This window comes from Gracilibacillus kekensis (assembly GCF_900143085.1).
GTDB classification, from domain to species: Bacteria; Bacillota; Bacilli; order Bacillales; family Amphibacillaceae; genus Gracilibacillus; species Gracilibacillus kekensis.
Genome location: NZ_FRCZ01000006.1, coordinates 36,988 through 63,977 on the forward strand (window position 1 = coordinate 36,988; position 26,990 = coordinate 63,977).

Here is a 26,990-nt window from a genome sequence, read left to right on the forward strand (position 1 = left end):
TTAAGGAGTGGTGAAAGGTGAACTGGACATTGATTTTAGGGAGTTTGATTATCTTGGTATATCTACTCCACCCATGGATGAATATAAAGACCTTTCAGAAGGTAATAGGGATTACGTTATTTCTTGAAATTTTTTATATAACAGGTCATTATTTAATGGAATGGCCATTCCCAACACCGATTGTTTTTGGACAGCTTTTTGTGGTTGCTGGACTAGGTGTGGCTTTAGGTGTGTGTTTCTCAAGAATTTGGCCATTACCACTTGAAAAAGGGTTTGAACGAATATTTCGGACATTTTTACTCGTCATTCCATCACTTGGTTTTGGTATGGGGTTACAAATAATTTTACAAGGAGCCTATGCAACACAGGCAATTTATTTGATTTTTGCGTGTGCAGCATGGTTAGGGTCAGGTAGGTTCGTAAGGGAAGAAAAAAACCTTCCAGTACAAAATAAAAGAGTAGAACAAACGATTTAAGTAAAAGAAAGCTTCTCAAACGTTCAGCATACGTTGAGAAGCTTTTTTTGTTAAAGATTAAAAACAAAAATATAAATAGACAAATTTCTACAATACATGTTACGATAATGGTAATAGGAAAAAAGTCACGTAAAGATATCGGCAAACCTTTCGAAAGAGTGGGACGCAAAGCTAAAGGGGCTAACCATTAATGTAATGAATGCCAGCCAGTTGCGCTTATAAGGAGAAGTTAGAAACCTTTGCAGCGGAGGTTTCTTTTTTATCTATTTAAAAATTGTGTTAGGGGTGATCACTATGTTTGTTTTACCTATACTTTATATTGTATCTTCTTTTATATTAATAAGTGGAGCTACAGTTATATACAATGGTAACCGCAGAAGTATAAAGTATAAGACATTTGCCTTGATATTTGTGGCAATGGCTGTTTGGCAACAGTCTGCTCTGCTAATTTCACTCCTGCCACCTGAACAAGCCAATGTTGTTTTTATATATGGTCTAATTCCAACAATTCTTGTTACTTTTCTATTGCTGTTACACGGTGTTTACCTGATTACAAATGTTTATTCACGAAAATATGCATTTTATTATAAATTGCTTTTCATTCCACCTGTAATCAATATATTGTTATTACCTGTTGATGGTTGGTTATATCAAGGTGAGGTTTTGGTTTATAGTGAGCATTCTTTACCGGGTCCTGGAGGCTTTTTAAATTTTGGGATTATGTTTTTCTATTTAGTAATAATGATTGCTTTGTTAATGCCAAAAATTCTACAGAAAAATCGTCCAAGTCAAATCTGGATGACCGGTCTGGTTTCATTTGTCTTATGGTCTTTAGTTATCGTTGTGTCTGGTGAGATGACGGGAGATTGGGATAGTTTTTCACTTGTTCCATTAGGTATTAATTTTTGGGCATTTGCCGTGTATATAAGTGTTCACCAATATGACTCACTACCTTCCTATGAAAGAAGATACAATCTATTATTTGAACGAGCACCTATTGGGATTATGATAACAGACAGTAAGGGCACGATTCATGAAGTTAGTCCACGAGTTTCAGACTTTTTGGAATTGCCATTAGACGATCTTCTTGGTCAGAAAATCTACAAATGGTTAGAAAATGAGGAGCAAGAAAAGATGCTCAGCGTATATTTTGATAATTTTGAAAAAAGAAAGGCATTTCAAAATGAAGAGCATTCTTTCTATAATGAGAAGCGTCAGATAAAATGGCTTGCGATTAGTTCAGAGTTTACCGAAATGGAAGGAGATCCCTATCAGTTACTGATGATCCATGACATAACGGGAACAAAACAACGTGAGAAACAGATTCATGACTTGGCCTATTATGATCATCTTACTAATTTATATAATCGCGTATCCTTCAACCATACTTTTGAAAATTGGCTGAAAAATAAGTCTACATTTGCTCTTCTTATTTTGGACTTAAACTCTTTTAAAAGCATTAATGATAAGTATGGCCATTACACAGGGGATCAAGTTTTGATGTATTTTGCAGAGCAGTTGAATACAAGTGTTGGGCCATCCGATTTTGTTGCCCGTTTATCAGGTGATGAGTTCGTCATCATGTTAAACGATGATAAACAAACTGAGTATGTGATAAATAAGATAAGATCCAACTTAAAAGAACCATTCGAACTTGCTGATAATCAATCATTACTGATTTCCTCCAGTATAGGTGTCGCTATTTATCCAAGGGACGGAGAAGTCCTTGACGATCTATTCAAGGAAGCGGATGATCGAATGTATGAGGATAAGAGAGATGGAAAAAGTATCCATGACTGATTTTTTTTACGAGAAACAAAAAGGGGTTGTTCAAGCAATCATTAGTTTGATTTTGAACAACTTTTTCTTTCTCTATTATACTTGTCCCTCCACTACAATGAATCTCCCATCTATCCTAATTACTGATCGAGTTAAATACTTTTTTGTTTTTGTCGGTAACCCGAAGGAGTTGTCCCAATAAATTTTTTGAATGTTCGATAGAAATGCGGTGTACTATCAAACCCGCTTAGTTCTGCAATGTGTGAAACAGGATAATCCGTGTTCCACAATAGCTCTTTCGCTTTATAGGTTCTTTTTTTGTTCAAATAGACAGTAACCCCAATTCCGGTCATTTCTTTAAATACTCTACTGAAATGCGCAGGACTAACATGTGCTTTTTCCGCTAAAAGACTTAGAGAGATCTTGCCTTGTAGATTCTTGTCAATATACGCAAATATCTCATTCATCCAAAAACGATTATAGTTTTCTTCCCTAAAGGTTTGATCAATCTGCTCGATACTTAATCGAGATAAAAAAAGCAATATTTGATGAGTTATTAAGATAGCGGCATGAATGGAGCCTGTTTGTTTTTCACTTAATTCCTTGTCAATATCATTTAAAAATTGTTCAAGAGTCACTTGTTTCGTTTCTGAAAGCGATAATTTATAATATTTGTGCTTTTTAATTTTTTCAACAATAAACAAATACGAAAAGTTTTCATCAATCGGTATGGTTTGAATTAAAGCAGGACTAAAAAAGATGACTGATGACGTCACTAGATCGTCTTGGTTGGGTACAGCATGATGAATCGTGTCATTGGGGATCAAAAAGACATCCCCTTTGTTCATATTATAGAGCGTATTATTAATGAAAAAAGTACCCGTACCTTTGTGAACATAAATAATTTCATGGAAATCATGCATGTGGGTTGGTAATTCATTTTGAGGTTCTTTACTGCCTTTATAAACAAAGGAAAAAGGAAATAAAGATTGAGCATTTTTTTTTATCGCTTTCATATAGATCACCTGACTTTACTCTATATCAAAAAACAGTATAAATAAAGCAAAAAATGCAATTTTTATTTCAATTTATTTTTGTTACTCTATATTTACACAGTATATGAACATTTATAGGAGGCATAAATAATTGAAAACTATAGTTTGTGAAGAACCTAGAGTATTAAAGCCAATTAATCAGGAAAAACCTCAATTGGAAAAAGGTACTGCTATTGTTAATATAAAGCGAATTGGTATATGTGGAACAGATTTACATGCGTTTACAGGAAATCAACCATTTTTTAATTATCCCAGAGTTTTAGGACATGAGCTTGCAGGGGTTATCGAATCAATTGGAGAGAATCCTTATGGTTTAGAACAAGGTGATCAAGTATCTGTTATTCCATATATGGAATGTGGTGTATGTGTTGCCTGTAAAAAAGGATTGACCAATTGTTGTACAAATATGAAAGTAATGGGCGTCCATTTCGATGGGGGGATGACAGAACAAATTTCGGTTCCATGGGATCATCTAATTAAAACGAATGCCTTAAGCTTGGATCAAAGTGCTATTTTAGAGCCGTTAAGTATTGGTGCACATGCGGTAAGACGATCTGAACTGCGAAAAGGAGACATCGTTCTTGTGATTGGTGCAGGGCCAATTGGGTTAGGAGTTATGCAGGCTGCTAAGCAACAAGATGCGAAAGTCATTGCGATGGATATGAATGACGAACGATTAACATTTTCCAAACAGTGGGCAAATGCAGATGATACTATAAATGTATTAAACGAACCTGTGGAACAACTGATGCAAATGACGAATGGCGATATGCCGAGCATTGTTTTCGATGCCACCGGAAATAGTAAATCAATGATGGATGCTTTTGAATATCCAGCCAATGGAGGAAAATTAGTATTTGTAGGATTAGTTAAATCAGATATTACTTTTTCTGATCCTTTATTCCATTCAAAAGAACTTACACTAATGGCGAGCAGAAACGCGACAAAAGAAGATTTTGATTTTGTTATACAAGCAATTGAAAGTGGTTACATTGATGCAGACCGTTATATTACGCATCGTTCCACATTTGATCATCTAATAAATGAGTTTGAAAATTGGTTGAACCCAGAGTCCGGTGTAGTCAAAGCAATGGTTGAATTATAAACACAAATATTTCTTGGTTGAAATAATATGTAAACGCTATTATGTTTAAAGAAGTACGAAGGGGTGATGGAAACATGCGAATTGATGCACATCAGCATTATTGGAAAATAAATAGAGATGATTATGGTTGGATAACACCAGATATTCTTACATTATACCGTGATTTTCTCGAGGAAGATTTAGTTGAACACCTTAGAAATTCTGGGATAGACAAAACAATTGTTGTGCAAGCAGCCCCAACTTATGAGGAAACGGAATTCATTTTGTCACTAAGTGACGATGCTACTTCGGTAATAGGTGTAGTAGGATGGATTGATATCGAAGATCCATCCTATAAGGAGCAACTGGACGTATTCAGAAAACATCCAAAGTTTGTTGGAATTCGCGTTATGATTCAAGATATGCCAGATGAGAATATCATTTTAACTGAAAAATATTTGGATGTATTTTCTTATTTTGAAGAGATAGATCTTCCGGTAGATCTTTTAGTTACTGCGAATCAGCTTGGCGCTGTCTGTGAATTGTTAAAGCGTGTAAAGATACGTGGTGTCATCGATCACATTGCGAAACCGGAAATTGAAAAATGCAAGTTAGAACCTTGGAAAACACAAATGGCTGAAATCGCAAGTTATGAGAATATCTATTGTAAATTATCCGGAATGGTGACTGAAGCAAACCATGATAATTGGATGACGAAAGATTTCATCCCTTATGTCGATCATATTGTAGAGGTATTTGGCACTCATCGCATTATGTATGGCAGTGACTGGCCTGTCAGTTTATTAGCAGCTAGCTATGACCAGGTATACCAATTATTAAACGACGCTCTCCCTCAAGAAGTTACCAAAGCAGATAAGGAAATGATTTTTGGACAAAATGCAATCGACTTTTATAAATTAAATAGATAATGGAGGAGGGAAACATATTGAAATATAGAAAATTGGGTCAAACTGGGTTAGATGTTTCTGTACTTAGTTATGGAGCCTCATCATTAGGATCAGTATTTAGGGAGATTAATGAAACAGAAGGGGTTAAGACGGTACACGCAGCGATTGATCAAGGTATCAATCTGATTGACGTATCACCTTATTACGGTTTAACCAAGGCGGAAACAGTTTTAGGTAAAGCATTAGTCGATATCCCCCGTGACAAGTACATCCTTTCTACTAAAGCAGGAAGATTTGGTGAAAACAATTTTGATTTTTCAAAGAAAAGAATTATTAAAAGTTTAGAAGAGAGCTTGCAAAGGCTAGGTACAGATTATGTAGATATCTTATATTTACATGATATTGAATTTGGTTCATATCGCCAAGTAATGGAGGAAGGTATACCTGCTTTAGAAGAATTAAAAAGACAAGGGAAAATTCGCTTCCTAGGTGTATCTGGTTTGCCGCTCATTATTTTTGAAAAAGTACTAAGGAAGGTAGACTTAGATGTTATCCTTTCCTATTGTCATTATTCTTTAAATGATACATCACTTCTATCGCTTTTGCCTTTATTAAATGAAAAAAATGTAGGATTAGTGAATGCTTCGCCATTGTCGATGGGCTTGTTAAATTCACGTGACGTGGCAAATTGGCATCCAGCTGATAAAGAAATACAGCAACTGTGTATGCAAGCAGCCAAATTCTGTGAAGCACAAGGTGAAGACCTTGCGAAATTGGCGATTCAGTATGCAACTCGAAATGAATCGATTCCGACTACATTAGTCAGCACAGCAAGTGTAAAAAATATAACGAAAAATATTAAGTGGACCGAAGAACCAATAAATGAGGATCTATTAAAGCAAGTTCTAGATATACTTCAACCCATCCATAACAGGACTTGGCAAAGTGGGAATACAGAATGGAATCACTAAATTTTCTTAAAAAGGAGTAAACTTATGCAACGTATAAACAAAAGGATCTGGTATAAACAACCAGCAAAAGAATGGAACGAAGCTTTACCCATAGGCAATGGGCGATTAGGTGGAATGGTTTTTGGTGGCATTCATCGAGAACGAGTGCAATTAAATGAGGATTCTGTTTGGTATGGCGGACCTAGAGATCGAAACAATCCTGATGCACTTGAGCACTTACCGAAAATTAGAAAGTTATTAGCTGATGGAAGATTAAAAGAAGCAGAGAATTTGGCAGCACTGACCTTTACAGGAACACCAGAAACACAACGTCATTATGAACCACTAGGTGACCTGTTAATTAATATGGAACATAAGGAAACAGAGACATCAAATTATTCTAGAGAGTTAGATTTGGATAATGCGGTTACGAAGGTGCAATATACTATAGGCGATGTCACATTTAACCGCGAAACATTTACGAGCTATCCAGATCAGGTGATGGTGATTCGTTTAACATCCTCTGAATCAAAGTCCATCTCCTTTCGAACTCTGCTCGATCGTGGAAACGCAAGAAACTACGATGAGCTTGAAGCACTATCTAATAATTCGCTGATCATGAGAGGAGAAACGGGTGGTAAGGATGGCATTGTATTCCGCAATGCAATAAAGGCAACAGCAGAAAAAGGATCAGTCAAAACGCTTGGGAATCATTTAATTGTTGAAAATGCGGATGCGGTAACGTTGGTGCTCTCAGCTGCCACATCCTACCGTTATGAGGAACCTGAGCAGCAATGTTTGAAAACTATTGAGAAAGTCTCAGCAAAAACCTACCAAGAGTTGCTGCAACGTCATATAGAAGATTATCAGAAATTATTTAATAGAGTTACATTAAATTTAGGTGATGATAACGAAGAGAGTACTGATTTGGCGACAGATCAACGCTTAGATGTAGTGAAAGAAGGTAAAGAGGATCTATCATTAATTAGTACCTACTTCCAGTTTGGACGTTATTTACTTATTTCTTCTAGTAGACCTAATTCATTACCGGCAACATTACAAGGAATTTGGAATGAGAAGATGCTGCCGCCGTGGGACAGTAAATTTACGATTAATATCAATGCACAGATGAATTACTGGCCAGCTGAGATCTGTAATTTGTCTGAATGCCATGATCCGCTATTTGATCATATTGAAAAAATAAAGAAAAATGGCAAAAAAACGGCTGAAAGCATGTACGGATGCCGAGGATTCACCGCCCATCATAACACAGATATTTGGGGAGATACTGCACCACAAGATATCTATATGCCAGCGACGATTTGGCCAATGGGTGCGGCATGGCTTTGTTTACATTTGTGGGAGCATTTTGAATTTACACGTAATGAGGAATTTTTGAAAAATTCCTACGATACATTGAAAGAAGCCGCTTTATTTTTTGTTGACTTTTTAGTGGAAAATGAAAAAGGTTTGTTAATAACTACTCCTTCTGTATCACCTGAGAACACGTATATATTATCCAATGGAGAAAAAGGAACATTATGTGAAGGTCCGTCAATGGATAGCCAAATTATATTTGCTCTCTTTACTAGTGTTATAGATGCTAGTGAGGTTTTAGACGTGGATCACGCGTTTCGACAACAATTGCTTCAGTTACGGGAGGATTTACCAAAACCGAAAATTGGCAAACATGGTCAAATTCAGGAATGGTTAGAAGATTATGATGAAGAAGAGCCAGGTCACCGTCATATTTCCCACTTGTTTGCATTGTATCCTGGAAAACAAATATCACCAGGCATGACACCGGACCTAGCAGGAGCAGCAAAAGTAACACTAGATAGAAGGCTGCAATCTGGTGGGGGACATACTGGATGGAGCCGTGCCTGGATTATCAACATGTGGGCCCGTTTAGAGAAAGGAGACCTAGCTTATCAGCATATTCTAGAATTGCTTAAGTCTTCTACTCTCCCTAACTTATTTGATAACCATCCACCTTTTCAAATCGATGGAAATTTCGGTGGAACAGCAGGTATTGCGGAACTGTTGCTTCAAAGTCATACTGGTGAGTTACACCTCCTTCCGGCATTACCTAATAAATGGTCTTCTGGTCAAGTAAAGGGATTAAAAGCAAGAGGTGGATTTGAAGTAGATTTATCTTGGGAGAAAGGCGAATTAACAGAAGCAGTTATTCATTCCTTAAATGGAGGGAAATGTGCAGTCTTGTGTAATAATGAAAGAAAAGAGTTTGATACGACAGCTGGTCACACGTATCCTTTAGTATTTAACCAATGATTCAAAACAAGTGAATGAGAAAAAATTAAAATAGAAATGAGGACTTTAAATGAACACATTGAAAAATCAAGCCGTAAACCCTTATCTTCCATCTTGGGAGTATATACCTGATGCAGAACCATACGTTTTTAATGACAGAGTTTATATTTATGGATCTCATGATCGTTTTAACGGGCATGCTTATTGTTTAAATGATTATGTATGCTGGTCTGCACCCGTTAATGACATGTCAGACTGGCGTTATGAAGGAGTAATTTACAAAAAAACCGATGATCCATTGAATAAGGAAGCAAATATGTGTCTTTATGCACCAGATGTGACAGTAGGTCCTGACGGTCGGTATTATTTGTATTATGTACTGGATAAAGTTCCAGTAGTATCTGTGGCGGTTTGTGATACACCTGCTGGAAAGTATGAATTTTATGGCTATGTTCAGGATAAAGATGGCGGACGTTTAGGGGAAAGAGAAGGGGATGAACCACAATTTGATCCAGGGCTTTTGACAGAAGGAGACACAACGTATCTTTACACTGGTTTTTGTGCCATTGGTGATAGATCAAGAAGTGGTACGATGGCTACAGTGTTGGGAGCCGATATGCTTACGATTATTGAAGAGACGGTAACCATTACGCCGAGTGAGCCATTTAGTAAAGGGAGCAGTTTTGAAGGCCATGAGTTTTTTGAGGCGCCTTCGATGAGGAAAATTGGAGATACATATTATCTCATCTATTCTTCTATTGCTATGCATGAGCTTTGTTACGCGACTAGTAAACACCCTACAAAAGGATTTGAATACGGTGGTGTTATAGTAAGTAATAATGATCTCCATATTGCTTCCTATAAACCTGCAAACAAGCCTATGTATTATGGAGGAAATAATCATGGCAGCATCGTTGAGATTAGTGATCAGTGGTATATTTTCTATCATCGCCATACCAATGGTTCCAATTTCAGTCGTCAGGGATGTATCGAACCAATTGAAATATTAGCAGATGGCACAATTCCTCAGGTAGAAATGACCTCATGCGGAGCTAATGGGAAACCACTTATTGGGCGTGGAGAGTATCCTGCTTATCTGGCATGTAATCTTTTTTGCGATGATGAGGCCATGTATACTGGTGATCTTTGGATGGATACGCAATTTCCAAAGATTACACAGGATGGAAAAGATGGTGATGAGGAAATTGGTTATATTGCCAATATGACAGAATCGGCAACAGCTGGTTTTAAGTACTTTGACTGCCAGGGTATATCAAAGGTGAAAGTCAAAGTGAGAGGTTATTGTAACGGTGCTTTTGAAATAAAAACTTCTTGGGACGGATCTGCATTAGCAACATTGCCAGTTAATTTCACCAATGTATGGACGGAATATGCGTCTGACATCGAGATTCCTAATGGCATTCAAGCATTGTATATCACTTACACAGGTAATGGTCGGGCAAATCTAGCATCCTTTACTTTGGAATAAACTTTATTCCTAGTTTCTAAGCAAAATGAACTTGACATCTTTAAGCGTTCTATCAGGAGACAGACACTATAATTAAATCACAAAGGCAGGTAAACGTAGTGAAAGTAGTAAAATATACGCAAAAGGAAGATCATTTGCTTCTTGAAGTTGGTACAGGTTTAATGAAAATAATTCCCTACACAGAGTCTATCATTCGTATACGTTATACACTAGAGAACCAATACAGTACAAAGAAGAGTCTCTTTGTAGAGAAAAATTCTCAAAAAGCCATGGAGTTCATGGTAGAGGAAAAAGACAGTAGTATTATATTTTCTACAAGGAAGGTACGCATTCAGATAAATAAAGCTACTGCAGCCTTTACTTATATGAATGCTGCTGGGAATATTTTAACAAAGGAGCCGGATCGAGGTGGCAAAACACTGGTACCAACTGAAGTCCATAAACCTGTTTATGATGCTAATACTGAGATAGAAAATTCGCAAAATGCAGATGGCGCTCGTGCTAAAGCCGTTGCCATCAAACATGTGGTAGATCGAATTGCTTATCACACCAAACTTGAATTCGAATGGGCCAATGGTGAAGCACTTTATGGATTAGGTTCACATGAAGAAGGAGTGCTCAACTTAAGAGGAACACACCAATACCTGTATCAGCAAAATATGAAAGCGGTTGTACCGGTAATGGTCTCTACAAATGGATATGGAATTATCGTCGACAGTTATTCGACGATGACATTCCATGATGACATACATGGTTCCTATATTTGGACAGATGTTGATAGCGACATGGATTATTATTTCGTATATGGTCCCGAATTTGATCAGATTGTAAAAAGCTATCGTTATCTAACAGGTCAAGCCCCTCTATTACCGAAATGGGCTTTTGGATATGTACAATCGAAGGAACGTTATAAAACGCAAGAGGAATTAATATCGGTTATCAAGGAATATCGTAAACGAGAGATTCCTCTGGATATGATTGTGCTGGATTGGCGATCATGGACTGGAGATCTTTGGGGTCAAAAATCGTTCGATCCAGAAAGATTTCCAAATCCAACCGAAATGATGGAGGAGATTCACAAGCTAAATGCTAAATTAATGGTCTCGATTTGGCCGATTATGAATAATGAAGGTCCAAATCATGTAGAAATGAAGCAAAAAGGTTATTTGTTGGGGAACCAGGCAAACTATGATGCGTTCAGTGAAGATGCACGTAATCTGTATTGGAAGCAAGCAAATGAAGGTATATTTTCACATGGTACAGACGCCTGGTGGTGTGATTGTACAGAACCATTCGAAGCAGATTGGGTTGGAGAAGTAAAACCAGAGCCAGAGGAACGCCTTTTGATCAATACTCAAGAAGCTAAAAAATATTTAGATCCGGGGTATATAAATGCCTATTCGCTTCTTCATTCCAAGGGACTGTATGAAAATCAACGACTGACCACTGAAAGTAAGCGTGTAGTTAATTTAACACGATCTTCTTATGCTGGACAACAAAAGTACAGTGCGATTACCTGGTCTGGAGACATAGCTGCTAATTGGGAGACGATGCGTAATCAAATTGCAGATGGCTTAAATATGTGTGTCACCGGTATACCTTACTGGACATTGGACATTGGTGCTTTTTTTGTAGCGAACCGAGAGCAGTGGTTCTGGAATGGTGACTACCAAGAGGGATGTGAAGATTTAGGCTACCGTGAGCTGTATGTCCGGTGGCTGCAATATGGGGTATTTTTACCGATGTTCCGCTCTCATGGTGCAGATACGCCAAGAGAGGTATGGCGATTTGGTGAACCAGGTACGCCATTTTACGATACACTTGTAAAATATATTAAACTAAGGTATCGTCTCATGCCTTATATTTATTCAGTCGCTGGTTGGGTCACACACGAAGATTATACAATGATGCGTGCATTAGCTTTTGATTTTAGAAATGATCCGAACACTTATAATGTAAAAGACCAATATATGTTCGGCCCATCCTTTCTTGTTAACCCTGTAACAGATCCGATGTATTATGAAAGTGGTTCAATAGAATTGAATGGAGTCCCTAAAAAGCGATCGGTCTATCTCCCAGCCGGTACGGAGTGGTATAATTTTTGGACAAATCAACGCTTACAGGGTGGTCAAACCATTGAAGCAGATGCTGATCTTGAAACCATGCCACTGTATGTACGATCTGGATCTATCGTTCCAATTGGACCTGCTATTCAGTATACTTCTGAAGAAACGAACGCCCCTTTAGAAATACACATATATAGAGGGGAAGATGGAAGCTTTTTGTTATATGATGATGAGGGAGATACGTACAATTATGAAAAAGGAGACTATGCTACGATAGCGCTTCATTGGTACGATCAGAATAATTGTCTAGTAATGGAGGATCGCCAAGGCAAATTTTCGGGTATGAAAACTTCGATGGAATTCGTAATAACAATTATAGATGGACAAAGAAGTGAACTTTGTACAAAACGAGAAAAGTATATTGGAGAACAACTAACTATTCAGTTCTAGTAAAATAATTATCAGACGATAAATTTCAATTGTAACGATATCAAGACAATTGAAATTTATCATTTAGTCTAATGATTATAACTAATTGAAAGTTAATTTTATTATATATAATTTGAAAGCGCTTCCTTATTTTGATTTTATTTCCAAACTTAGGTAAAAACTTCTTATACTAATCTTCAACAACTATACTTATAATAACTGTAGCTATAATTTAATAAAAATATACGAATTCCATAAATTTCTAAGAAGGAGGTTTCATGATGGAACGTATCGTATCCTCCAAAATATTCAGAAGGTTTTTAATCTCTTACCTTATCATTTTAATTATTCCAATGGTGGCTGGTTTTATATCTTATCAGGTTTCTATAGATACTGCTGAAAAATACTCGATTATTAATAGTAAACAGGTTTTAAATCAAAGTAAAAGGATACTTGAACAAAACTTAGATGAAATGGATCGCTTTGTTTTACAGTTGTCGTTAGACAAGGATTTAAATAGTATACTTAATAAAAATGCTTCTGAGAAAAACAATATTGTATCTCTTCTCAGACAATTGGATAATAAAATTTCTCCTTATGCTACAACAAATGAATTTGTAGAGGATTTCTATATTTATTCAAAAAATTCCGATTTAATTATTATACCTGGTTCTGTTTATTATCGGCCATATCATTTCTATGAAAATAACTATTACGTAGATATGAGTCTGTCTGATTGGGAAGAAATGATACTGAATAATAAGAGACAAATTATTCCTAGCAGACCGTATATGCACGATGATACACCTACCAATGTTATTACATATATTCAGCCCTTACCAATGAATGATGTGTCAAACCATAAAGGTTCCATTATTATTCCCATAGAAAATCAAAAGCTAAATAATTTGATTAAAGAGGTAGAGAAACAGTTTAATGGTTGGGCATTTATTTTAGATGAAAATCATCAACTCATCACTTCTAATGGCATTGATAAGACAGAAATTGATGCACTTAAAGAAAGAGTGATAAATAAGGAAGGGCCCTTATATGTAAATAACGAGACATTATTGATAACGGAGACATCAGAAAAAAATGATTGGTTATATGTCGCCGGTATTCCACAAAAAACGTTAATCCAGGAAGCAGCTCCAATTAAGTATATTACGTGGACAGTTACTGGTATTACTTTTGTTATTGGTATAGTAATAGCACTATTTTTTGCCTATAGAAATAGTCGTCCAATCAACAATGTAATCAAAACATTAAAAGAATATGCAGAACCAGATTCTAAAAATGATTATGATTTTTTACATGGTAATATATCGAAATTAATCTCTACAAATACAGATTTGCAAATGCAATTAACAGAGCAAAAACCGCTGATCAAGGATGCTTTCCTTAAGCAATTGTTATCTGGTGAGATTACCGAAAGAACGACTAATCTTCATGAATTTGCGAAGCAAGCAAATGTAAGTTTATCTAGTAATCATGGTTATGTTGCAATTATAAAAGTAGAAGGTTATGAAGACATGTCAAGCAGCGAAATATATCAGGAGTTACATGCAATCCGCATCGTGATCCAGCAGGAATCAATGAAAATATGTGATAAGTTTTATGTAACCAATATTCATTCTGATAAATTAGTATATATTTTTTTGGAGCAAGAGGTAGGAAAGGCATTCAAGGAAAAAATAGAAAATATGTTCACATCATTGCAAAGTTTGTTACAAGAGGAGTATCGCGTTTTACTAAAGATTGGTCTTGGTCATCCATTTCATTCGTTATCTGGTATAAGTCGATCGTATAATGAGGCAAAACAAGCAATAGATTTTGCGAATTTCTCTTACGAAAAAAAAGGAATGTACTGGTACGATAATGTAATGAAGGAGACGGCGGTCTTTCATTATCCATTGGAATATGAATTTCGGCTTTTAAAAAGCTTGAAGGAAGGAGATTTTATAGAAGCTGAAGAAATTACTTATGAACTTTTAGATGAAAACATCGAAAAAAGAAGTTTATCAGTAGATATGCATGAACAATTTATTTATGAATTAAAAGGAACGTTTTATAAAGCGTTAGATCAATATATTTTTCGTAATGATAACACGGGTGAAGTAATAAGACAAAAGCTGAGAGTTATAACTATTGAGGAAAGTATGGAACAAATTGAAAGAAGATTAATAGAAGTTATTCAATTGTACTGTGCTTTTGTTAATGAAAATCGAAAAGAAACCAACCACTCGATAGTTAAAACGATAGAAGATTATATATTACAACATTATTCTAATGCGGAATTGACCATTTATATGATCGCTGAGCATCTTTCACGGCCTGAGAAATATATCTCACAAATATTTAAAGAAGAAACGGGAGAATATCTATATGAATATTTAGAAAAAGTAAGAATGGAAGAAGCGATGAGACTGCTAACTAATTCATCGAAAACAATCAATGATATTGCAGAACTGGTGGGTTATAATAGTGCTCATTCTTTTAGACGAGCTTTTAAGCGCATTCATAATATGACACCTAATCAATTTAGAAAAACAATTGAATAAATAAAGCGAAAGAGGTATGCGCAAAAGAATATTGCTATAAGAGTTATCCAAACGATTCGAATAGACTTTTGAATCGTTTGGATTTCTATGCGTATTAGGAAGATGCTGCGCAATAACTGATTTGATAATTTGACAATAAATATTTGCGTACCAACCGCTCCGGCTTGCCCACTTCGCTTTCCGGGGGGCGCGTCTTCAACTAACTTGGTAAAGAAGATCACTTTACAAAGTGGATCTTCAGATCGCGCTAATCCCCCTGGAGTCGAAGTGGACGCCTGCGCTAATTGAATATTCTACAACGTTAGCATAAGGTCGCATTATGACTTTCTCTCATAAAAAAATTCTTTGATAGGATTAACAGCTAAAAATGTTAGCTGTCACAAACAGTTGTCGAACAAATACATTAGCGTAGGCCGCCCGCTTTCACTCCTGTGGGAATGTTTTACCTGAAGATCCACTTTTTCGAGCGCTCTTTGCTTGAAAAAGTTAGCTGAAGGGAAAACCCCACGGAAAGGGAAGTGGGCAGCCGGAGCGGGTGCTAACCAATTAAAACAATTTCAAAATTACTACCTGCAGTTTCCTTATATTGCGTAACAATACATATTGTCGTTCGTGTTTGAAGTTACGTAAAATAGTTATGGCTCTGTTTCTTTTTCATTACGGCCACTTTATTTCAAAATTTCGCAGGATAGGTGGCTACTGAAAATAATACTTGAACAGTACGCGTAGCGCTTTTTCAGTAGTTTTTCGCAGAATGTACCCCGCATCTGAAAAGGTACTATTTAGTTAAATAGCTAAAAAACCGGTATTGTACCCTGTAAATTTAGTTGTCTGTATGCGGTTTCATCAAACCGTGTTAAATTCTTTGTAAGCGTTTCCTGAGTAGAATTTTTTCAGAAAGAAGGGGGTAAAGCTGAAATGGATCAATCACTTGATCAATCGAAAGAAATAAAGAAAGTGACACAACGGCATCTTGCCAAAAGAAGTTTTCAGAGGCATTGGCAATTATATATTCTTATGATATTGCCAGTATTGTATTTCATTATTTTTAAATATGTACCTATGTTGGGCGCAGTCATTGCATTTAAAGATTATAATGTGGTCCAAGGTATCATTGAAAGTCCCTGGGTAGGGTGGAAGCATTTCGAGAATTTTTTTAACAACCCGGTCGCCTGGGATTTGATAAAAAATACGTTATTTCTAAGTCTTTATCAGTTAGCAGTAACCTTTCCGCTTCCAATATTATTGGCATTAGCCCTAAATGAAATAAGAGACGGGATCTTCAAACGATCTGTACAAATGTTTACCTATGCACCGTATTTTATTTCTACAGTTGTTATAGTCTCCATGATTATCTTGATGCTCTCACCAAGAAGTGGAATTATAAATACCTTAATGGAAGCTGTAGGACTTGATGCAGTTAATTTCCTTGGTCAAGCGAGCATGTTTCGAGACATATTTGTTTGGTCCGATGCGTGGCAAATTACTGGATATTCAGCAATCATTTATTTGGCGGCGCTTGCAGGTGTTGATAAACAGCAGTATGAGGCAGCTAAAATTGACGGAGCTAGCAGACTGCAAAAAATTTGGAATGTAGATATACCGGCAATTATGCCAACTATCGTAATCATTTTAATTTTAAGTGTAGGGAATTTAATGGCGATAGGATTTGAAAAAGTATATTTATTACAAAATCCTTTAAATTTGGGAACTTCAGAGATTTTACAAACCTATGTGTACAAAATGGGTATTATCAATGCTGATTTTAGTTTTGCTACAGCTGTAGGATTGTTTAACTCCATAATTAATTTAATCTTATTGATCATCGTCAATGAAATTGCGAAGAAAGTTTCAGGTAATGGATTATGGTAGAGAGGAGTAGAACACAATGAGCAGTAAACAAGGAACAATAAAAGAATCCTCTAACGATCGAGTATTTTTAACGTTGATTTATATCTTTTTAAGTTTATTAATGATCGTCATACTCTATCCACTGGTTTATATTGTGAGTGCTTCCATAAGTAGTCCGGAAGCTGTCACATCTGGGCAAGTCTGGTTATGGCCAGTCGATTTTTCACTAGAGGGATATATTGAAGTTTTTAATAACTCAGATGTCATTAGAGGGTTTCGAAATTCTATACTTTATACGATTGGTTATACATTAATTGCGGTGTTCTTAACAGTGATTTTTGCTTATCCACTTTCCAGAAAAAACTTTTACGGAAAGTCCTTCTTCATGATTTTTATATTAATTACAATGCTTTTTTATGGAGGATTAATTCCAGAATATTTAGTTGTCCAGCAATTAGGGATGTTAGATACGCCATGGGCCATTCTTATACCGAAGGCGATGGCAGTTTGGCAAATTATTATTGCAAGAACCTTTTTCTATACAAGTATCCCAGAAGAACTAGTGGAAGCTAGTGAAATGGATGGTTGTAGTAGTATACGGTTCCTGTGGCACGTAGTATTACCTTTGTCGAAGCCGATTATAGCAGTACTCGCTCTGATGTACGCGGTATTTCAATGGAACAGTTATTTTGATGCAATGATCTTTTTAAGAACAGAAGAACTATTCCCATTGCAACTGGAATTAAGGGAAATATTAATCACTCAGTCTGAATCCGGCGCAAATCAAGACATTGCCGAGCAACAAAAAAGACAGCAATTGGCTAATTTAATGCAGTACTCCTTAATTGTTGTCTCAAGTATACCAGTATTGATTATTTATCCTTTTGCACAGAAGTACTTCGTTAAAGGGATGTTACTCGGTTCAGTCAAAGGATGATAAGTTGTTACGTTATTTAAGGAGGTGAGGAATTAGTAGGTTTTTTGTTATAATAATATTTTTTCTAACAATAAGGGAGGAAATTAGAATGAAATGGAAGGGCTATCATACTTGGTTGATTTTTGTAGCACTCATGTTAGTGTTAGTGGCTTGTAATTCGGATGAGGAAACAAGTGAGGAAGAAAATTCGGATGGTGCAACGAACATGTCGGTATTTATTGCGGAAAATGGGGAACAAGAGTTGGAAACAAACTCTTTTACTGAATTTGCTGAAGATAAATTTGATATAAAATTTGATTTTCAAAAAACAGGTTATGACTCTACAGCAGCTAAGGAGAAAAGACAAATTTCTTTAGCAAGTGGGGATTATCCGGAAGTTTTCTTCTTGGTGGATTGGGTAGATAAATTTTCACCTAGTGAAGTTTTAAAATATGGAGAACAAGGTGCTTTGATTCCTCTAAATGATCTAATAGAAGAGCACGCACCAAATATATCTAAAGTTTTGGAAGAGCGTGAAGATTTTAGAAAGATTGCAACTTCACCAGATGGAAATATTTATAGTATGCCTGGTTTAGAAGAGTGTTTTCATTGTACTTGGCCAAATAAATTGTGGTTAAACACAGAGTGGTTAAATGAATTAGGTTTAGAAGCACCTAAAACACATGAAGAATTAAAAGAAGTATTAACCGCATTTAAAGAACAGGACCCTAATGGAAATGGAGAGCAGGATGAAATTCCTTTAAGTGGTTCTGCCGCATCTCCTAATCATTCGGTGATTCCTATATTAATGAATGGATTTGTATATGATGATGCGCAAACTAGATTGCTTGTAAACGATGGGGAAGTTAGTTTTGCTGCAAATACACCAGAGTGGAGAGAAGGTTTAGAATATATTCGCTCATTATATGAAGAGGGACTAATTGACTCTGGCGCTTTTACTCAAAACAGAGATGCCTTTATTCAGTTAGGTAATAATGCAGATGCCCTTATTTTAGGTGCTGCTGCAGCTCAGCATCCATGGGAATTTATCGATAATGAGAACCATCCTGCCTTTGATGCAATTGAACCATTGCAAGGTCCAAACCACCAATATGCAACCTATAATTATCCGGTCACGAATGGTGGTACGTTTGCGATTACTAATAAAGCGAGTGAAGAGGTACAGGTGAAGGCAATTAAACTATTAGATTATATGTTCACTATCGATGGTATGATCCGTGCCCACATCGGTGTGGAGGGGGAAGATTGGGTGCAGCCTGAAGAAGGTGATGTAGCAATCAATGAAGAGCTTGAACCGAATGTGAAGTTATTACATCCTGAAGAGCCAACAAACAATAATTGGTCAGCGGCAGCTCAATATTATCAACCAAGAGAATTCCGTGATGGTCAAGTACAAGCAGAAGATATCTATACAGATGAAGGATTTGAAAGACGCCTTCAAGAAGCTACTTATTTGTACGAAGGCAAAGAACCTGAAGAAAAATTTCCATTTTGGGCAGCATGGTATCCAGAAGACGTGCAAGATGAATACTCAACTCTAGAAACCAATATCTTGGATAACGTAGAGCAAAGCGCTGTACAATTTATTACAGGTGAATTAAGTTTAGAAGATGACTGGGATGACTATGTAGCAGGTTTAGAATCTTTAGGTGTTGACAGATATGTTGAGATTAACCAAGCAGCATATGATAATTATGAAAATTAAAGTGAATTAATAAAGAAGCTGGCTTCATTGCCAGCTTCTTTACTTATCAACTGATGTATATACGAATTACAGCATTATGTTTGATTTGTTTTTTTTCTGCCAAACTTAATCGTAACCAAACCAATAATCGCTATAATACATAAACTAACCCAAAAACCTGGACGAATACTTTTTTCCATTAAAGTACCTGAAACAGCTGAAAAAAGTAATACCAAACCTAAGATCGCTATTATCTTATTCATGAATTTAATCCCATCTAAAACACGTAAAGATGAGATGATAATAAACGCCCAATTGTACAGCAATAAGATTCCAGCAGCAGTTGTGATATACTCGTATATTTTCTCTGGTAGCAATAAAGCAGTAATTATGGAGGCAGATAAACCGATCGTTGCTAACAATAAAGATGGCAAAGGCAAATCTTTGAACTTCTTTATTTTTTTAGAAAACATTTTCGGAGCATCTCCATCTTTCGATAAGGAAACTAATAGTGTAACAACACCAAATAAAGCCGCTGTCATCGTCGAAAACCCAGCAATTATAATAGCACCATTAAACAGATGTGGAAAAATCGACAAAGAATAGTCGGATAATGCTGTTACAAAAGGACTTTCATTTGGATTAAATTGATCTACCGATACCATTGTTACGGTTAAACCAAGTGATATAAGATAGATAATGGTAAGTAGGCTTAACATAACTAATCCAGCTTTTGGTGCTTCCTCTTTTTTCTTTAATCGAATCGCCATTAATCCAATAACTTCTATTCCTCCAAACGCATAGAAAGCATAGATTAGTGACGCCCAAAATCCGCGATAATTACCTGTGAATAATTTATCTATACTGGCAGGTATTCCTGGTGAAGATGCCGGTCCACCGCTTAGGCCTCCTGATATGGCAACAATTGCGATGATGATAAACATAAGAATGGCAGCTGTTTTAATGATTGCCAAAAAATCCTCAATCCGATCAAAACCTCTGGTTCCTAGTAAAATGACGGCAATTGACAATACGGCATAGACGGAAGCAAATACCCAAAGTGGTACATCTGAGAACCATTCTTTTGTTAAGATCGATAACGCAATTAATTGACTCCCCATAATTAGAATACTCGAGCACCAATAGTTCCATCCGCAGCTAAAACCTGCCCATTTTCCATAAGCCTTTTCGGCGTAATAACAGAATGAGCTTTCCTGAGGATCAGCTGCAGTCATTTTAGCTAATAAATGAAAGACGATATAGGTTCCAATAGCTGCGAGCAGAAAAGCAAACACAATAGAGGGACCTGTTAGAGAAATACCAATACTTGACCCAAGAAAGTACCCCGTTCCAATAGTACATCCGACACCAGTTAAGGCTAGCTGCCACCATGCCAATTGATTGGTTGATTTATCTTTAGAATGACTCACGTAAACTTCTCCCTATCCTAAAATTTGAACGTACTCTTTTTAGTATTTGATAAGAAGAAGGTTTTCATTATAAAAATTTCAAAATTAATTTGACAGCTTGGATACCAAAGTAGACGGCAAAACCGATAAGAGATAATCCAGTAATAGTGGAGATCATTTTTAATGTCTTAGTAGAAAACATTCGTCTGGAAGAACTGGAAACAAGGGCCATTGTCACATCCCAGATCATAACACCGATTAAAATAGCAGCTCCATACCAAAACAGGTGTAAGTTGTCATATTTATCTATGGTGTTAGCTAACACTGACCCATAAATTCCTAACCAAAATAAAATAGAAAGGGGATTACTTATCGTAATAAGAAAGCCAGAACGGAATGTTTTTGTTAAAGAATCTTTATTTCTTTCTTCTAAAGTATCTACTGCTTTTGTTGACAGCATGCTTTCAATTCCTGTATAAAGTAAAACAAATGCACCAAATGACCATAGGAAAGTTTTCATAAAAGGTGTCTCTAAGAAGTGAACGACTCCAAAAAAAACTCCTAATATGAATATAATTTCTCCTAATAGTGACCCGAGTCCGACCATCCAGGAATGTAAGAAACCATTTCTGATACCATGGTTTATTTGTGCAGCATTTATCGGACCTAATGGTGCTGCTAAGGATAAACCCAAAAATACATAACTAAGAAATACGCCCAATCGATTCACTCCTTACGAATAGCTTGTACCATCTATATAGTATATTGAGCTAACTCCGAGATATGTCTACGAATCCCTTTGTGCTGTATAATACAGATAAACCATTCAAATACTTAAATCAGGAGGTGGATCGGATGAATGTAAAACTACTCGTGAAATATCGCACACCAAAAGGAGTGGATGCTTTTTTTGAATCTCATTATTTATCGCCAGAACATGCCCTAAAGATAGCAGAGGATTTAGAGTCATTACAGAGAGCAAAAGAACTCCAGTTCATCGATGAACATGAAACAACATGGACAGTGAAAGAACTGCAAAATTTAATAGCAGAAATTGAAACGGAACCCCATGATATAAAGGTGTATTTTGACGGGGGATATGATCTGCACTCAAAAGAGGCTGGGCTTGGTTGCTTAGTTTATTATAGTCAGAATGGATCTACCTTTCGTATTCGAAAAAATGCGTTAATTGAAGAAATAGAATCGAATAATGAAGCAGAGTATGCGGCACTTCATTTGGCAATAAAGGAATTAAAAGAATTAGGTGTGCAATATATGCCAGTCCACTTCTTAGGAGATTCTAAGGTTGTGATCCATCAATTAAGTGGGGAGTGGCCATGTTTAGAAGAAACATTATCAAACTGGGCAGATCGGATTGAAAAGGAATTGAATCAATTAGGGATTACTCCCAAATACGAAACAATCTCTCGTAAAGACAATCGAAAAGCAGATCATTTAGCTTCCCAAGCGTTAAAACACATTGACATCAATAGTACTAAAGAGGTAAATTAATGTTTTTAGTTAGTGGAAGCAGGTTACACTGTTTATTGGAAATCTTAATAAAGATGCAGACAAATAATTGTAACTTATTCTTTGAATTTTCGTCTAATAAGACAAAAGATTTGAGGAGAGGTAGAAATGAATTTTAACCTTGCAAAGTGGGTTTCCTTTATCATGATAATTTTCCTGCTTTCTTTACTTGCAGATGGCGTTGGGGCAGAAGTGGGTTCAAAGGGGCTAACAAATGAAATAGTAGAGTTAGAAGAAGATGGCGTAGATCCTAATCATAGTCAAGCTAGAGAAAAAGTATTAGATTATATTAATACGAATGTGTCTGAAACATTCGCAGGCATGTATATTGATCGTGAAGAAAAGGACCTTGGTGTACTGGTATTTTTATTCACAGAGGAACCTTCAAACCACCATAAAGCACAGATGAAAAATCTTATAGAAGAACCAACAGAAATTTGTTTCAAGGAAGTAGCCTATACAGAACAAGAGTTAATGGAAAGACAGGATGAGGTTAATAAAGATGGGCTAGATTACGAAAATTTTACTATCTATCACACAGGGATTGATATCATTAACACAAAAGTTGAAATAGGAATCGCTCCTTATAGCGAAGAAAATGCCCAAAAATTGTATGATAAATATGGACAGGATCTTATTAATGTGGTTGAAGGCAGTAAAGCATCTACACTAGAGATGCAACCGTTAGAAACTGCAGAAGAAGGTAAAGTAACAACAATTAAACCAGAAGAGTCAACTAGTGATGACGAAGGATTAAATTTCTTCCAAAAAATCATAGAAGCGATAAAAGGCTGGTTTCAATAAGCTAGAGAAAATCCCGTACTTTTTCGGGATTTTCTCTAGCTCTCACATCAAACTATTTTATATGATCTATAAAGAAATAAAGATGTTCCAGTGTACTGATGTTTTGATTGCAAACTTCCGAGTCCTTGCAAATATAATTACCTGATTTGGAATAGGTTCCTCGAATTCTACCTTTTCTTTCCGCAGTGAAAAGCGAAACTTCCTCTAAACCATTACATATTGAACAAATTCCTTTGTGCTGGGTTGGCTCTAAAAACCCCTGAAGGCTCACTAATTTTTCCTCATTGGGCGCTAACATATAGGTCTTATTACTACCTTTATCATACCAGCGGAGGTAGACAGTTTCTCTAAGATCGATATTTTCCATAGCTGGTGCTTTTAATTTTTTTGCTTTTGGAAAAGCTTTTTCTACCATCTGTTGGCTGATTTTTGGGAAAGGAATCACCTGTTTTTTTAAGGAATATAGGCAAGTTTCCATTTCTTCTTTATTACTGATATGATGAATCGGTTCGAGCGTATTTTTCTGGTCATCCGTTAGATTTATAAACGCATTATAAATTCTTTCAAGTGCCATTTCTCTGACCGCTTCAACGACATTCAAGTCTGTTGAACTATCTTTCGCGTATACGATCGTTTTTAATTGTTGTTTTATTAAATGAAATTGATGAGGATAAATAAATTCATGCATCTGCGGTACTCCTTCCTTACTACCTTTTTCACGGTATAAACGAGCGCTAACTTCCTGTTAAACCTTTCTAAATTGTAACAAATTTTCCGTAAAAAAATATGGCAAGAATGATTAGAGAGTATTCTTGCCATACGGTATGTTTTATTCTTTTCGATATATAATTTTTTTGATTGTTTCTATTGCTAAACAATACTGTGTTGCTAAATCCTCGATATCCCTTCCATTGTAAAAGGCTTCTTTAATTTGTTGATTACGTTTATCGTAATATTCACGATTACCAGATTGAGCTCCCCATTGCAGTCGCCCCTGTTTCTTTGGAATATATATCGTCTCTCCTTGAATATGTTGTTGCAATTTCTGTAACAAGTCTTCAGGAATAATTTCTTGTGCTTTAGTTACTTTCAATCCAGCCAGCTCCTTATTTTTAAATCTATAAGGGCAAAGCATGAACAAACAAGGCGATGCACCGTCACCCCATACAAAGTATCGCCTTATTTGTCAGACTTTGCATGGGCTAGTTTAAAGTGAGGCAATAACGCATGGGTTGCCATTTCAAACACCTCCATCTAATTATATTTTAAATTATTACTAGATTGTTTTCTACAAGATAATAAAAATTTAACCTAGAAATAGTGCATTAGTTATTTCCCTCACTGTAATTATTGACAATTAAGCCATCCGATTCCGACCATTCCGCATAATAAATGTCCTTAATCGTCTTGTGACCGTGTTCTTCCAGCACATCTATTAACCATTCTTCACTTTTATTGATTTCACTGAGGACATTATATTGTATTTCTCCTTCGTCTACGACTAAATGCGATAAAGTAGTTTCCTTTGGCTCCATATTTAGCATATCTGCTGTAATAGGTCGCTCTCTTTCATATTCCATAACACTAAGATCACCACTAGGCTCTAATATCGCATATTTCACCTCTTTGATGGAAAAGATCCCTTGCAGTCTTAACATGGAACGTAATTGTTCTGATTCTAGCTTGTTTTTCTTTAAACTTTTTATATTTAATACCCCTTCATTAATGATTACAGAAGGTGATCCCTTAACGATAGGTCGCAGCCATTCAAAGTTTCTAACTAATAATTCTAAAATGAAAATAAGTACCGACCATAAACCAAGTGAATACAATACTTGCCATATTGTAACACTTTTATCATAGACCGCATTTTCCATTAATCCACCAAGCACTAGCAAATAAACAAAATCGACTGGAGTAATTTGTGTTAACTCCTTTTTGCCCATGATTCGTAACACAATTAACAAGGCTATAAACCCTGCTATTATTTTTATTGTAATCGTTGTATCCATAAGAACTTTTCCTCTCTTTTTTCTATTCCTTATTACATACCCTTTATTAGCAAGAAAAAACTGCTTGTTTAATTGCAAAAAAATGTGGTATTTGTCTATTGTATCCAGAAAATGAATTAGTAATTGGAGGTAATAGATATGAAAGGTTGGAGATTAATTGACTATCGAATCTTTCTTCCGTCTTTATTAATTATTGTGGCGATCAGCATACCTTTTTCTATGTATGAATCTGAATCATTAAACTTATTGAATGCTATTTTTGATACGATTGTAGATGTGTTTAGTTGGGGATATATTTGGTATGCATTGATCCTGTTAGGAGCAGGTTTATACTTATCTTTTTCTAAATACGGTAAAGTGGTGTTAGGTAATCCCAATGAAAAACCCCGATTTACGATGTTTGAATATGCTTCGATTTTGATTGCGATGGGCGTAGGATCAACCATAATGAGAACAGGAATGGTGCAATGGACACAAGTTGCTCTTGACCCGCCATTCGGGATTTCACCTGAATCACAAGAAGCGTTACTATGGGGGAATGCCTATAGTATGTTTTTATGGAGCTTTCAAGTATTTGCAATTTTTGTGATGGCTGCTCCAGCAATGGCATACGTTATTCACGTCAAGAAAAAACCGATGATGCGAATATCAGAAGCATGTCGTTGTATCTTTGGAGATAATTTCACTGATGGATTAGGAGGCAAAGTACTTGATGTTCTTTTTCTTGTAAGTATTTTGTCAGGTGCAGCGGTTACCTTAGGATTAGGGACCCCGATTATTACTTATAATGTTTCGGAACTATTGAATATTGACGTTACTTTCGGATTAACGATGATTGTTACGATTATCTGGGTCTTCTTATTTTCGATCAGTGCTTACTTAGGTATTGAAAAAGGGATCAAGCGATTAAGTACATTTAATATGTATCTTGCTGGTGGATTAGCACTTTTCATATTAATAGCTGGACCTGGAATATTTATACTTGATTATTTTACAGACACAGTAGGACACTTACTTTCAAATTATTTAAGTTTATCTTTATATACGGACTCCATAGCAATGGAAACGACAACACATGTGCAAAGTCATATGGTGTTTTGGTTTGCTTATAGTGCCACATGGGCAATGCTGCATAGTATATTTGCTGCCAAAATTTCGAAAGGGCGTACCGTGAAAGAAATGATACTGACGTATTTACTGGCACCAACCATGTTATCATGGTTCGCAACAGGTGTGTTAGGAGGGCTTGGTGTAGAACGTTATTTAACTGGTCAGGTCTCCGTCTTAGATACGGTACAGAGTGAGGATCCGTTACATGCCATTCCAAATATTTTATCTTCATTACCATGGGCAAGCGTTGCAATCATTGCCTTCGTGATCGTTTCAATGATCTTTCTAACAACAACTTTGGATTCAACCACTTATACAATAGCTGCTTATACTAGTAAAAGGGATATGAGTAAAGTGGAGCCATCACGCAAGTTGAGAATAATTGTAGCAGCTATTATAACGACATTAGCCTTAATCTTGATGCAGATCGGTGGCCTTGCCCCACTAGAGGTAATATCAGGCTTAATGGGGCTTCCAATAATCGTGATTCAATTCCTAACCATCTACGCAGCAAAAAAAATGATGGATCAAGATAAAGCCTGGATATACAACGTAAGGAAAGAACAGTAGAGGAGAGTATAGCTA

General features: G+C 36.1%; 21 protein-coding genes and 1 riboswitch. Of the genes, 15 read left to right on the top strand and 6 right to left on the bottom strand.

Translation table 11 applies throughout. The features are described from left to right. The first annotated feature begins 17 nt into the window (after positions 1–17). Positions 18–476 carry a hypothetical protein gene (locus BUC25_RS14025; protein WP_084543473.1) on the top strand — a complete coding sequence of 153 codons (459 nt, stop codon included), beginning with the start codon at positions 18–20 and terminating at the stop codon, positions 474–476. Positions 477–606: 130 nt separating this feature from the next. Beyond that, positions 607–694, top strand: a riboswitch (cyclic di-GMP riboswitch). A gap of 76 nt (positions 695–770) precedes the next feature. Then, positions 771–2,276 carry a diguanylate cyclase domain-containing protein gene (locus BUC25_RS14030; RefSeq protein WP_073202525.1) on the top strand — a complete coding sequence of 502 codons (1,506 nt, stop codon included), beginning with the start codon at positions 771–773 and terminating at the stop codon, positions 2,274–2,276. A gap of 131 nt (positions 2,277–2,407) precedes the next feature. Here the strand turns inward: BUC25_RS14030 and BUC25_RS14035 are convergent, their stop codons facing one another. Continuing rightward, positions 2,408–3,271 (bottom strand): AraC family transcriptional regulator, encoded by an 864-nt coding sequence (locus BUC25_RS14035; RefSeq protein WP_073202526.1) that lies wholly within the window; start codon positions 3,269–3,271, stop codon positions 2,408–2,410. 130 nt (positions 3,272–3,401) lie between these two features. Here BUC25_RS14035 and BUC25_RS14040 point away from each other — a divergent pair, with 130 nt between their 5' ends. The 10 genes from BUC25_RS14040 to BUC25_RS14090 all read left to right on the top strand — a co-directional run bounded on the left by BUC25_RS14040 (position 3,402) and on the right by BUC25_RS14090 (position 19,561). Beyond that, positions 3,402–4,415 (top strand): zinc-binding alcohol dehydrogenase family protein, encoded by a 1,014-nt coding sequence (locus tag BUC25_RS14040; RefSeq protein WP_073202527.1) that lies wholly within the window; start codon positions 3,402–3,404, stop codon positions 4,413–4,415. 74 nt (positions 4,416–4,489) lie between these two features. Further along, positions 4,490–5,323: an amidohydrolase family protein gene (locus tag BUC25_RS14045; RefSeq protein WP_073202528.1), complete on the top strand. Its 834-nt coding sequence runs from the start codon at positions 4,490–4,492 to the stop codon at positions 5,321–5,323. 17 nt (positions 5,324–5,340) lie between these two features. Further along, the gene (locus BUC25_RS14050; RefSeq protein WP_073202529.1) at positions 5,341–6,273 is read left to right on the top strand and encodes an aldo/keto reductase; all 933 of its coding nucleotides are present in this window, start codon (positions 5,341–5,343) and stop codon (positions 6,271–6,273) included. 24 nt (positions 6,274–6,297) lie between these two features. Next, entirely contained in the window at positions 6,298–8,544 is a 2,247-nt protein-coding gene (locus BUC25_RS14055) for a glycoside hydrolase family 95 protein (RefSeq protein ID WP_073202530.1), read from the top strand. A gap of 49 nt (positions 8,545–8,593) precedes the next feature. Then, positions 8,594–10,012 (top strand): family 43 glycosylhydrolase, encoded by a 1,419-nt coding sequence (locus BUC25_RS14060; protein ID WP_211619588.1) that lies wholly within the window; start codon positions 8,594–8,596, stop codon positions 10,010–10,012. Positions 10,013–10,110: 98 nt separating this feature from the next. Then, complete coding sequence (locus tag BUC25_RS14065) at positions 10,111–12,528, top strand: glycoside hydrolase family 31 protein (RefSeq protein WP_244535195.1); 2,418 nt, start codon at positions 10,111–10,113, stop codon at positions 12,526–12,528. Between the two features lie 260 nt (positions 12,529–12,788). Then, positions 12,789–15,068 (top strand): helix-turn-helix domain-containing protein, encoded by a 2,280-nt coding sequence (locus tag BUC25_RS14070; protein ID WP_073202531.1) that lies wholly within the window; start codon positions 12,789–12,791, stop codon positions 15,066–15,068. A 918-nt stretch (positions 15,069–15,986) separates the two neighbouring features. Further along, positions 15,987–16,940, top strand: coding sequence for an ABC transporter permease (locus BUC25_RS14080; protein ID WP_073202533.1), 954 nt, complete (start codon positions 15,987–15,989; stop codon positions 16,938–16,940). A 16-nt stretch (positions 16,941–16,956) separates the two neighbouring features. Further along, positions 16,957–17,856 (top strand): carbohydrate ABC transporter permease, encoded by a 900-nt coding sequence (locus tag BUC25_RS14085; protein WP_073202534.1) that lies wholly within the window; start codon positions 16,957–16,959, stop codon positions 17,854–17,856. An 88-nt stretch (positions 17,857–17,944) separates the two neighbouring features. Continuing rightward, complete coding sequence (locus tag BUC25_RS14090; protein ID WP_073202535.1) at positions 17,945–19,561, top strand: type 2 periplasmic-binding domain-containing protein; 1,617 nt, start codon at positions 17,945–17,947, stop codon at positions 19,559–19,561. 74 nt (positions 19,562–19,635) lie between these two features. Here the strand turns inward: BUC25_RS14090 and BUC25_RS14095 are convergent, their stop codons facing one another. Beyond that, entirely contained in the window at positions 19,636–20,970 is a 1,335-nt protein-coding gene (locus BUC25_RS14095) for an amino acid permease (protein WP_073202536.1), read from the bottom strand. A 67-nt stretch (positions 20,971–21,037) separates the two neighbouring features. Next, the gene (locus BUC25_RS14100) at positions 21,038–21,670 is read right to left on the bottom strand and encodes a LysE family transporter (protein WP_073202537.1); all 633 of its coding nucleotides are present in this window, start codon (positions 21,668–21,670) and stop codon (positions 21,038–21,040) included. 134 nt (positions 21,671–21,804) lie between these two features. Between BUC25_RS14100 and BUC25_RS14105 the strand changes: the two genes are divergently transcribed. Both BUC25_RS14105 and BUC25_RS14110 read left to right on the top strand, forming a co-directional pair. Further along, complete coding sequence (locus BUC25_RS14105) at positions 21,805–22,461, top strand: reverse transcriptase-like protein (protein WP_073202538.1); 657 nt, start codon at positions 21,805–21,807, stop codon at positions 22,459–22,461. Between the two features lie 126 nt (positions 22,462–22,587). Further along, positions 22,588–23,283, top strand: a complete 696-nt coding sequence (locus BUC25_RS14110) for a hypothetical protein (protein ID WP_073202539.1) — start codon at positions 22,588–22,590, stop codon at positions 23,281–23,283. 52 nt (positions 23,284–23,335) lie between these two features. On the opposite strand, the gene BUC25_RS14115 is transcribed toward BUC25_RS14110, so the two are convergent. From BUC25_RS14115 to BUC25_RS14125, 3 genes are all read right to left on the bottom strand, one after another. Continuing rightward, positions 23,336–23,971, bottom strand: a complete 636-nt coding sequence (locus BUC25_RS14115; RefSeq protein WP_073202540.1) for a FusB/FusC family EF-G-binding protein — start codon at positions 23,969–23,971, stop codon at positions 23,336–23,338. Between the two features lie 141 nt (positions 23,972–24,112). After that, positions 24,113–24,376, bottom strand: a complete 264-nt coding sequence (locus tag BUC25_RS14120; protein WP_139251838.1) for a CD3324 family protein — start codon at positions 24,374–24,376, stop codon at positions 24,113–24,115. A gap of 232 nt (positions 24,377–24,608) precedes the next feature. Then, positions 24,609–25,295 (bottom strand): DUF421 domain-containing protein, encoded by a 687-nt coding sequence (locus BUC25_RS14125; RefSeq protein ID WP_073202542.1) that lies wholly within the window; start codon positions 25,293–25,295, stop codon positions 24,609–24,611. A gap of 138 nt (positions 25,296–25,433) precedes the next feature. Here BUC25_RS14125 and BUC25_RS14130 point away from each other — a divergent pair, with 138 nt between their 5' ends. Further along, a complete protein-coding gene (locus BUC25_RS14130) occupies positions 25,434–26,975 on the top strand; it encodes a BCCT family transporter (RefSeq protein ID WP_073202543.1) in 1,542 nt (513 codons plus the stop codon). The last annotated feature ends 15 nt before the right edge of the window (positions 26,976–26,990 follow it).

Bases quoted from the DNA above. Each gene is read 5' to 3' on its own strand.
- BUC25_RS14030 (WP_073202525.1), top strand. From the start codon at position 771: ATGTTTGTTTTACCTATACTTTATATTGTATCTTCTTTTATATTAATA.
- BUC25_RS14035 (WP_073202526.1), bottom strand. From the start codon at position 3,271: ATGAAAGCGATAAAAAAAAATGCTCAATCTTTATTTCCTTTTTCCTTT.
- BUC25_RS14045 (WP_073202528.1), top strand. From the start codon at position 4,490: ATGCGAATTGATGCACATCAGCATTATTGGAAAATAAATAGAGATGAT.
- BUC25_RS14055 (WP_073202530.1), top strand. From the start codon at position 6,298: ATGCAACGTATAAACAAAAGGATCTGGTATAAACAACCAGCAAAAGAA.
- BUC25_RS14060 (WP_211619588.1), top strand. From the start codon at position 8,594: ATGAACACATTGAAAAATCAAGCCGTAAACCCTTATCTTCCATCTTGG.
- BUC25_RS14070 (WP_073202531.1), top strand. From the start codon at position 12,789: ATGGAACGTATCGTATCCTCCAAAATATTCAGAAGGTTTTTAATCTCT.
- BUC25_RS14080 (WP_073202533.1), top strand. From the start codon at position 15,987: ATGGATCAATCACTTGATCAATCGAAAGAAATAAAGAAAGTGACACAA.
- BUC25_RS14085 (WP_073202534.1), top strand. From the start codon at position 16,957: ATGAGCAGTAAACAAGGAACAATAAAAGAATCCTCTAACGATCGAGTA.
- BUC25_RS14090 (WP_073202535.1), top strand. From the start codon at position 17,945: ATGAAATGGAAGGGCTATCATACTTGGTTGATTTTTGTAGCACTCATG.
- BUC25_RS14105 (WP_073202538.1), top strand. From the start codon at position 21,805: ATGAATGTAAAACTACTCGTGAAATATCGCACACCAAAAGGAGTGGAT.
- BUC25_RS14110 (WP_073202539.1), top strand. From the start codon at position 22,588: ATGAATTTTAACCTTGCAAAGTGGGTTTCCTTTATCATGATAATTTTC.
- BUC25_RS14115 (WP_073202540.1), bottom strand. From the start codon at position 23,971: ATGCATGAATTTATTTATCCTCATCAATTTCATTTAATAAAACAACAA.
- BUC25_RS14125 (WP_073202542.1), bottom strand. From the start codon at position 25,295: ATGGATACAACGATTACAATAAAAATAATAGCAGGGTTTATAGCCTTG.
- BUC25_RS14130 (WP_073202543.1), top strand. From the start codon at position 25,434: ATGAAAGGTTGGAGATTAATTGACTATCGAATCTTTCTTCCGTCTTTA.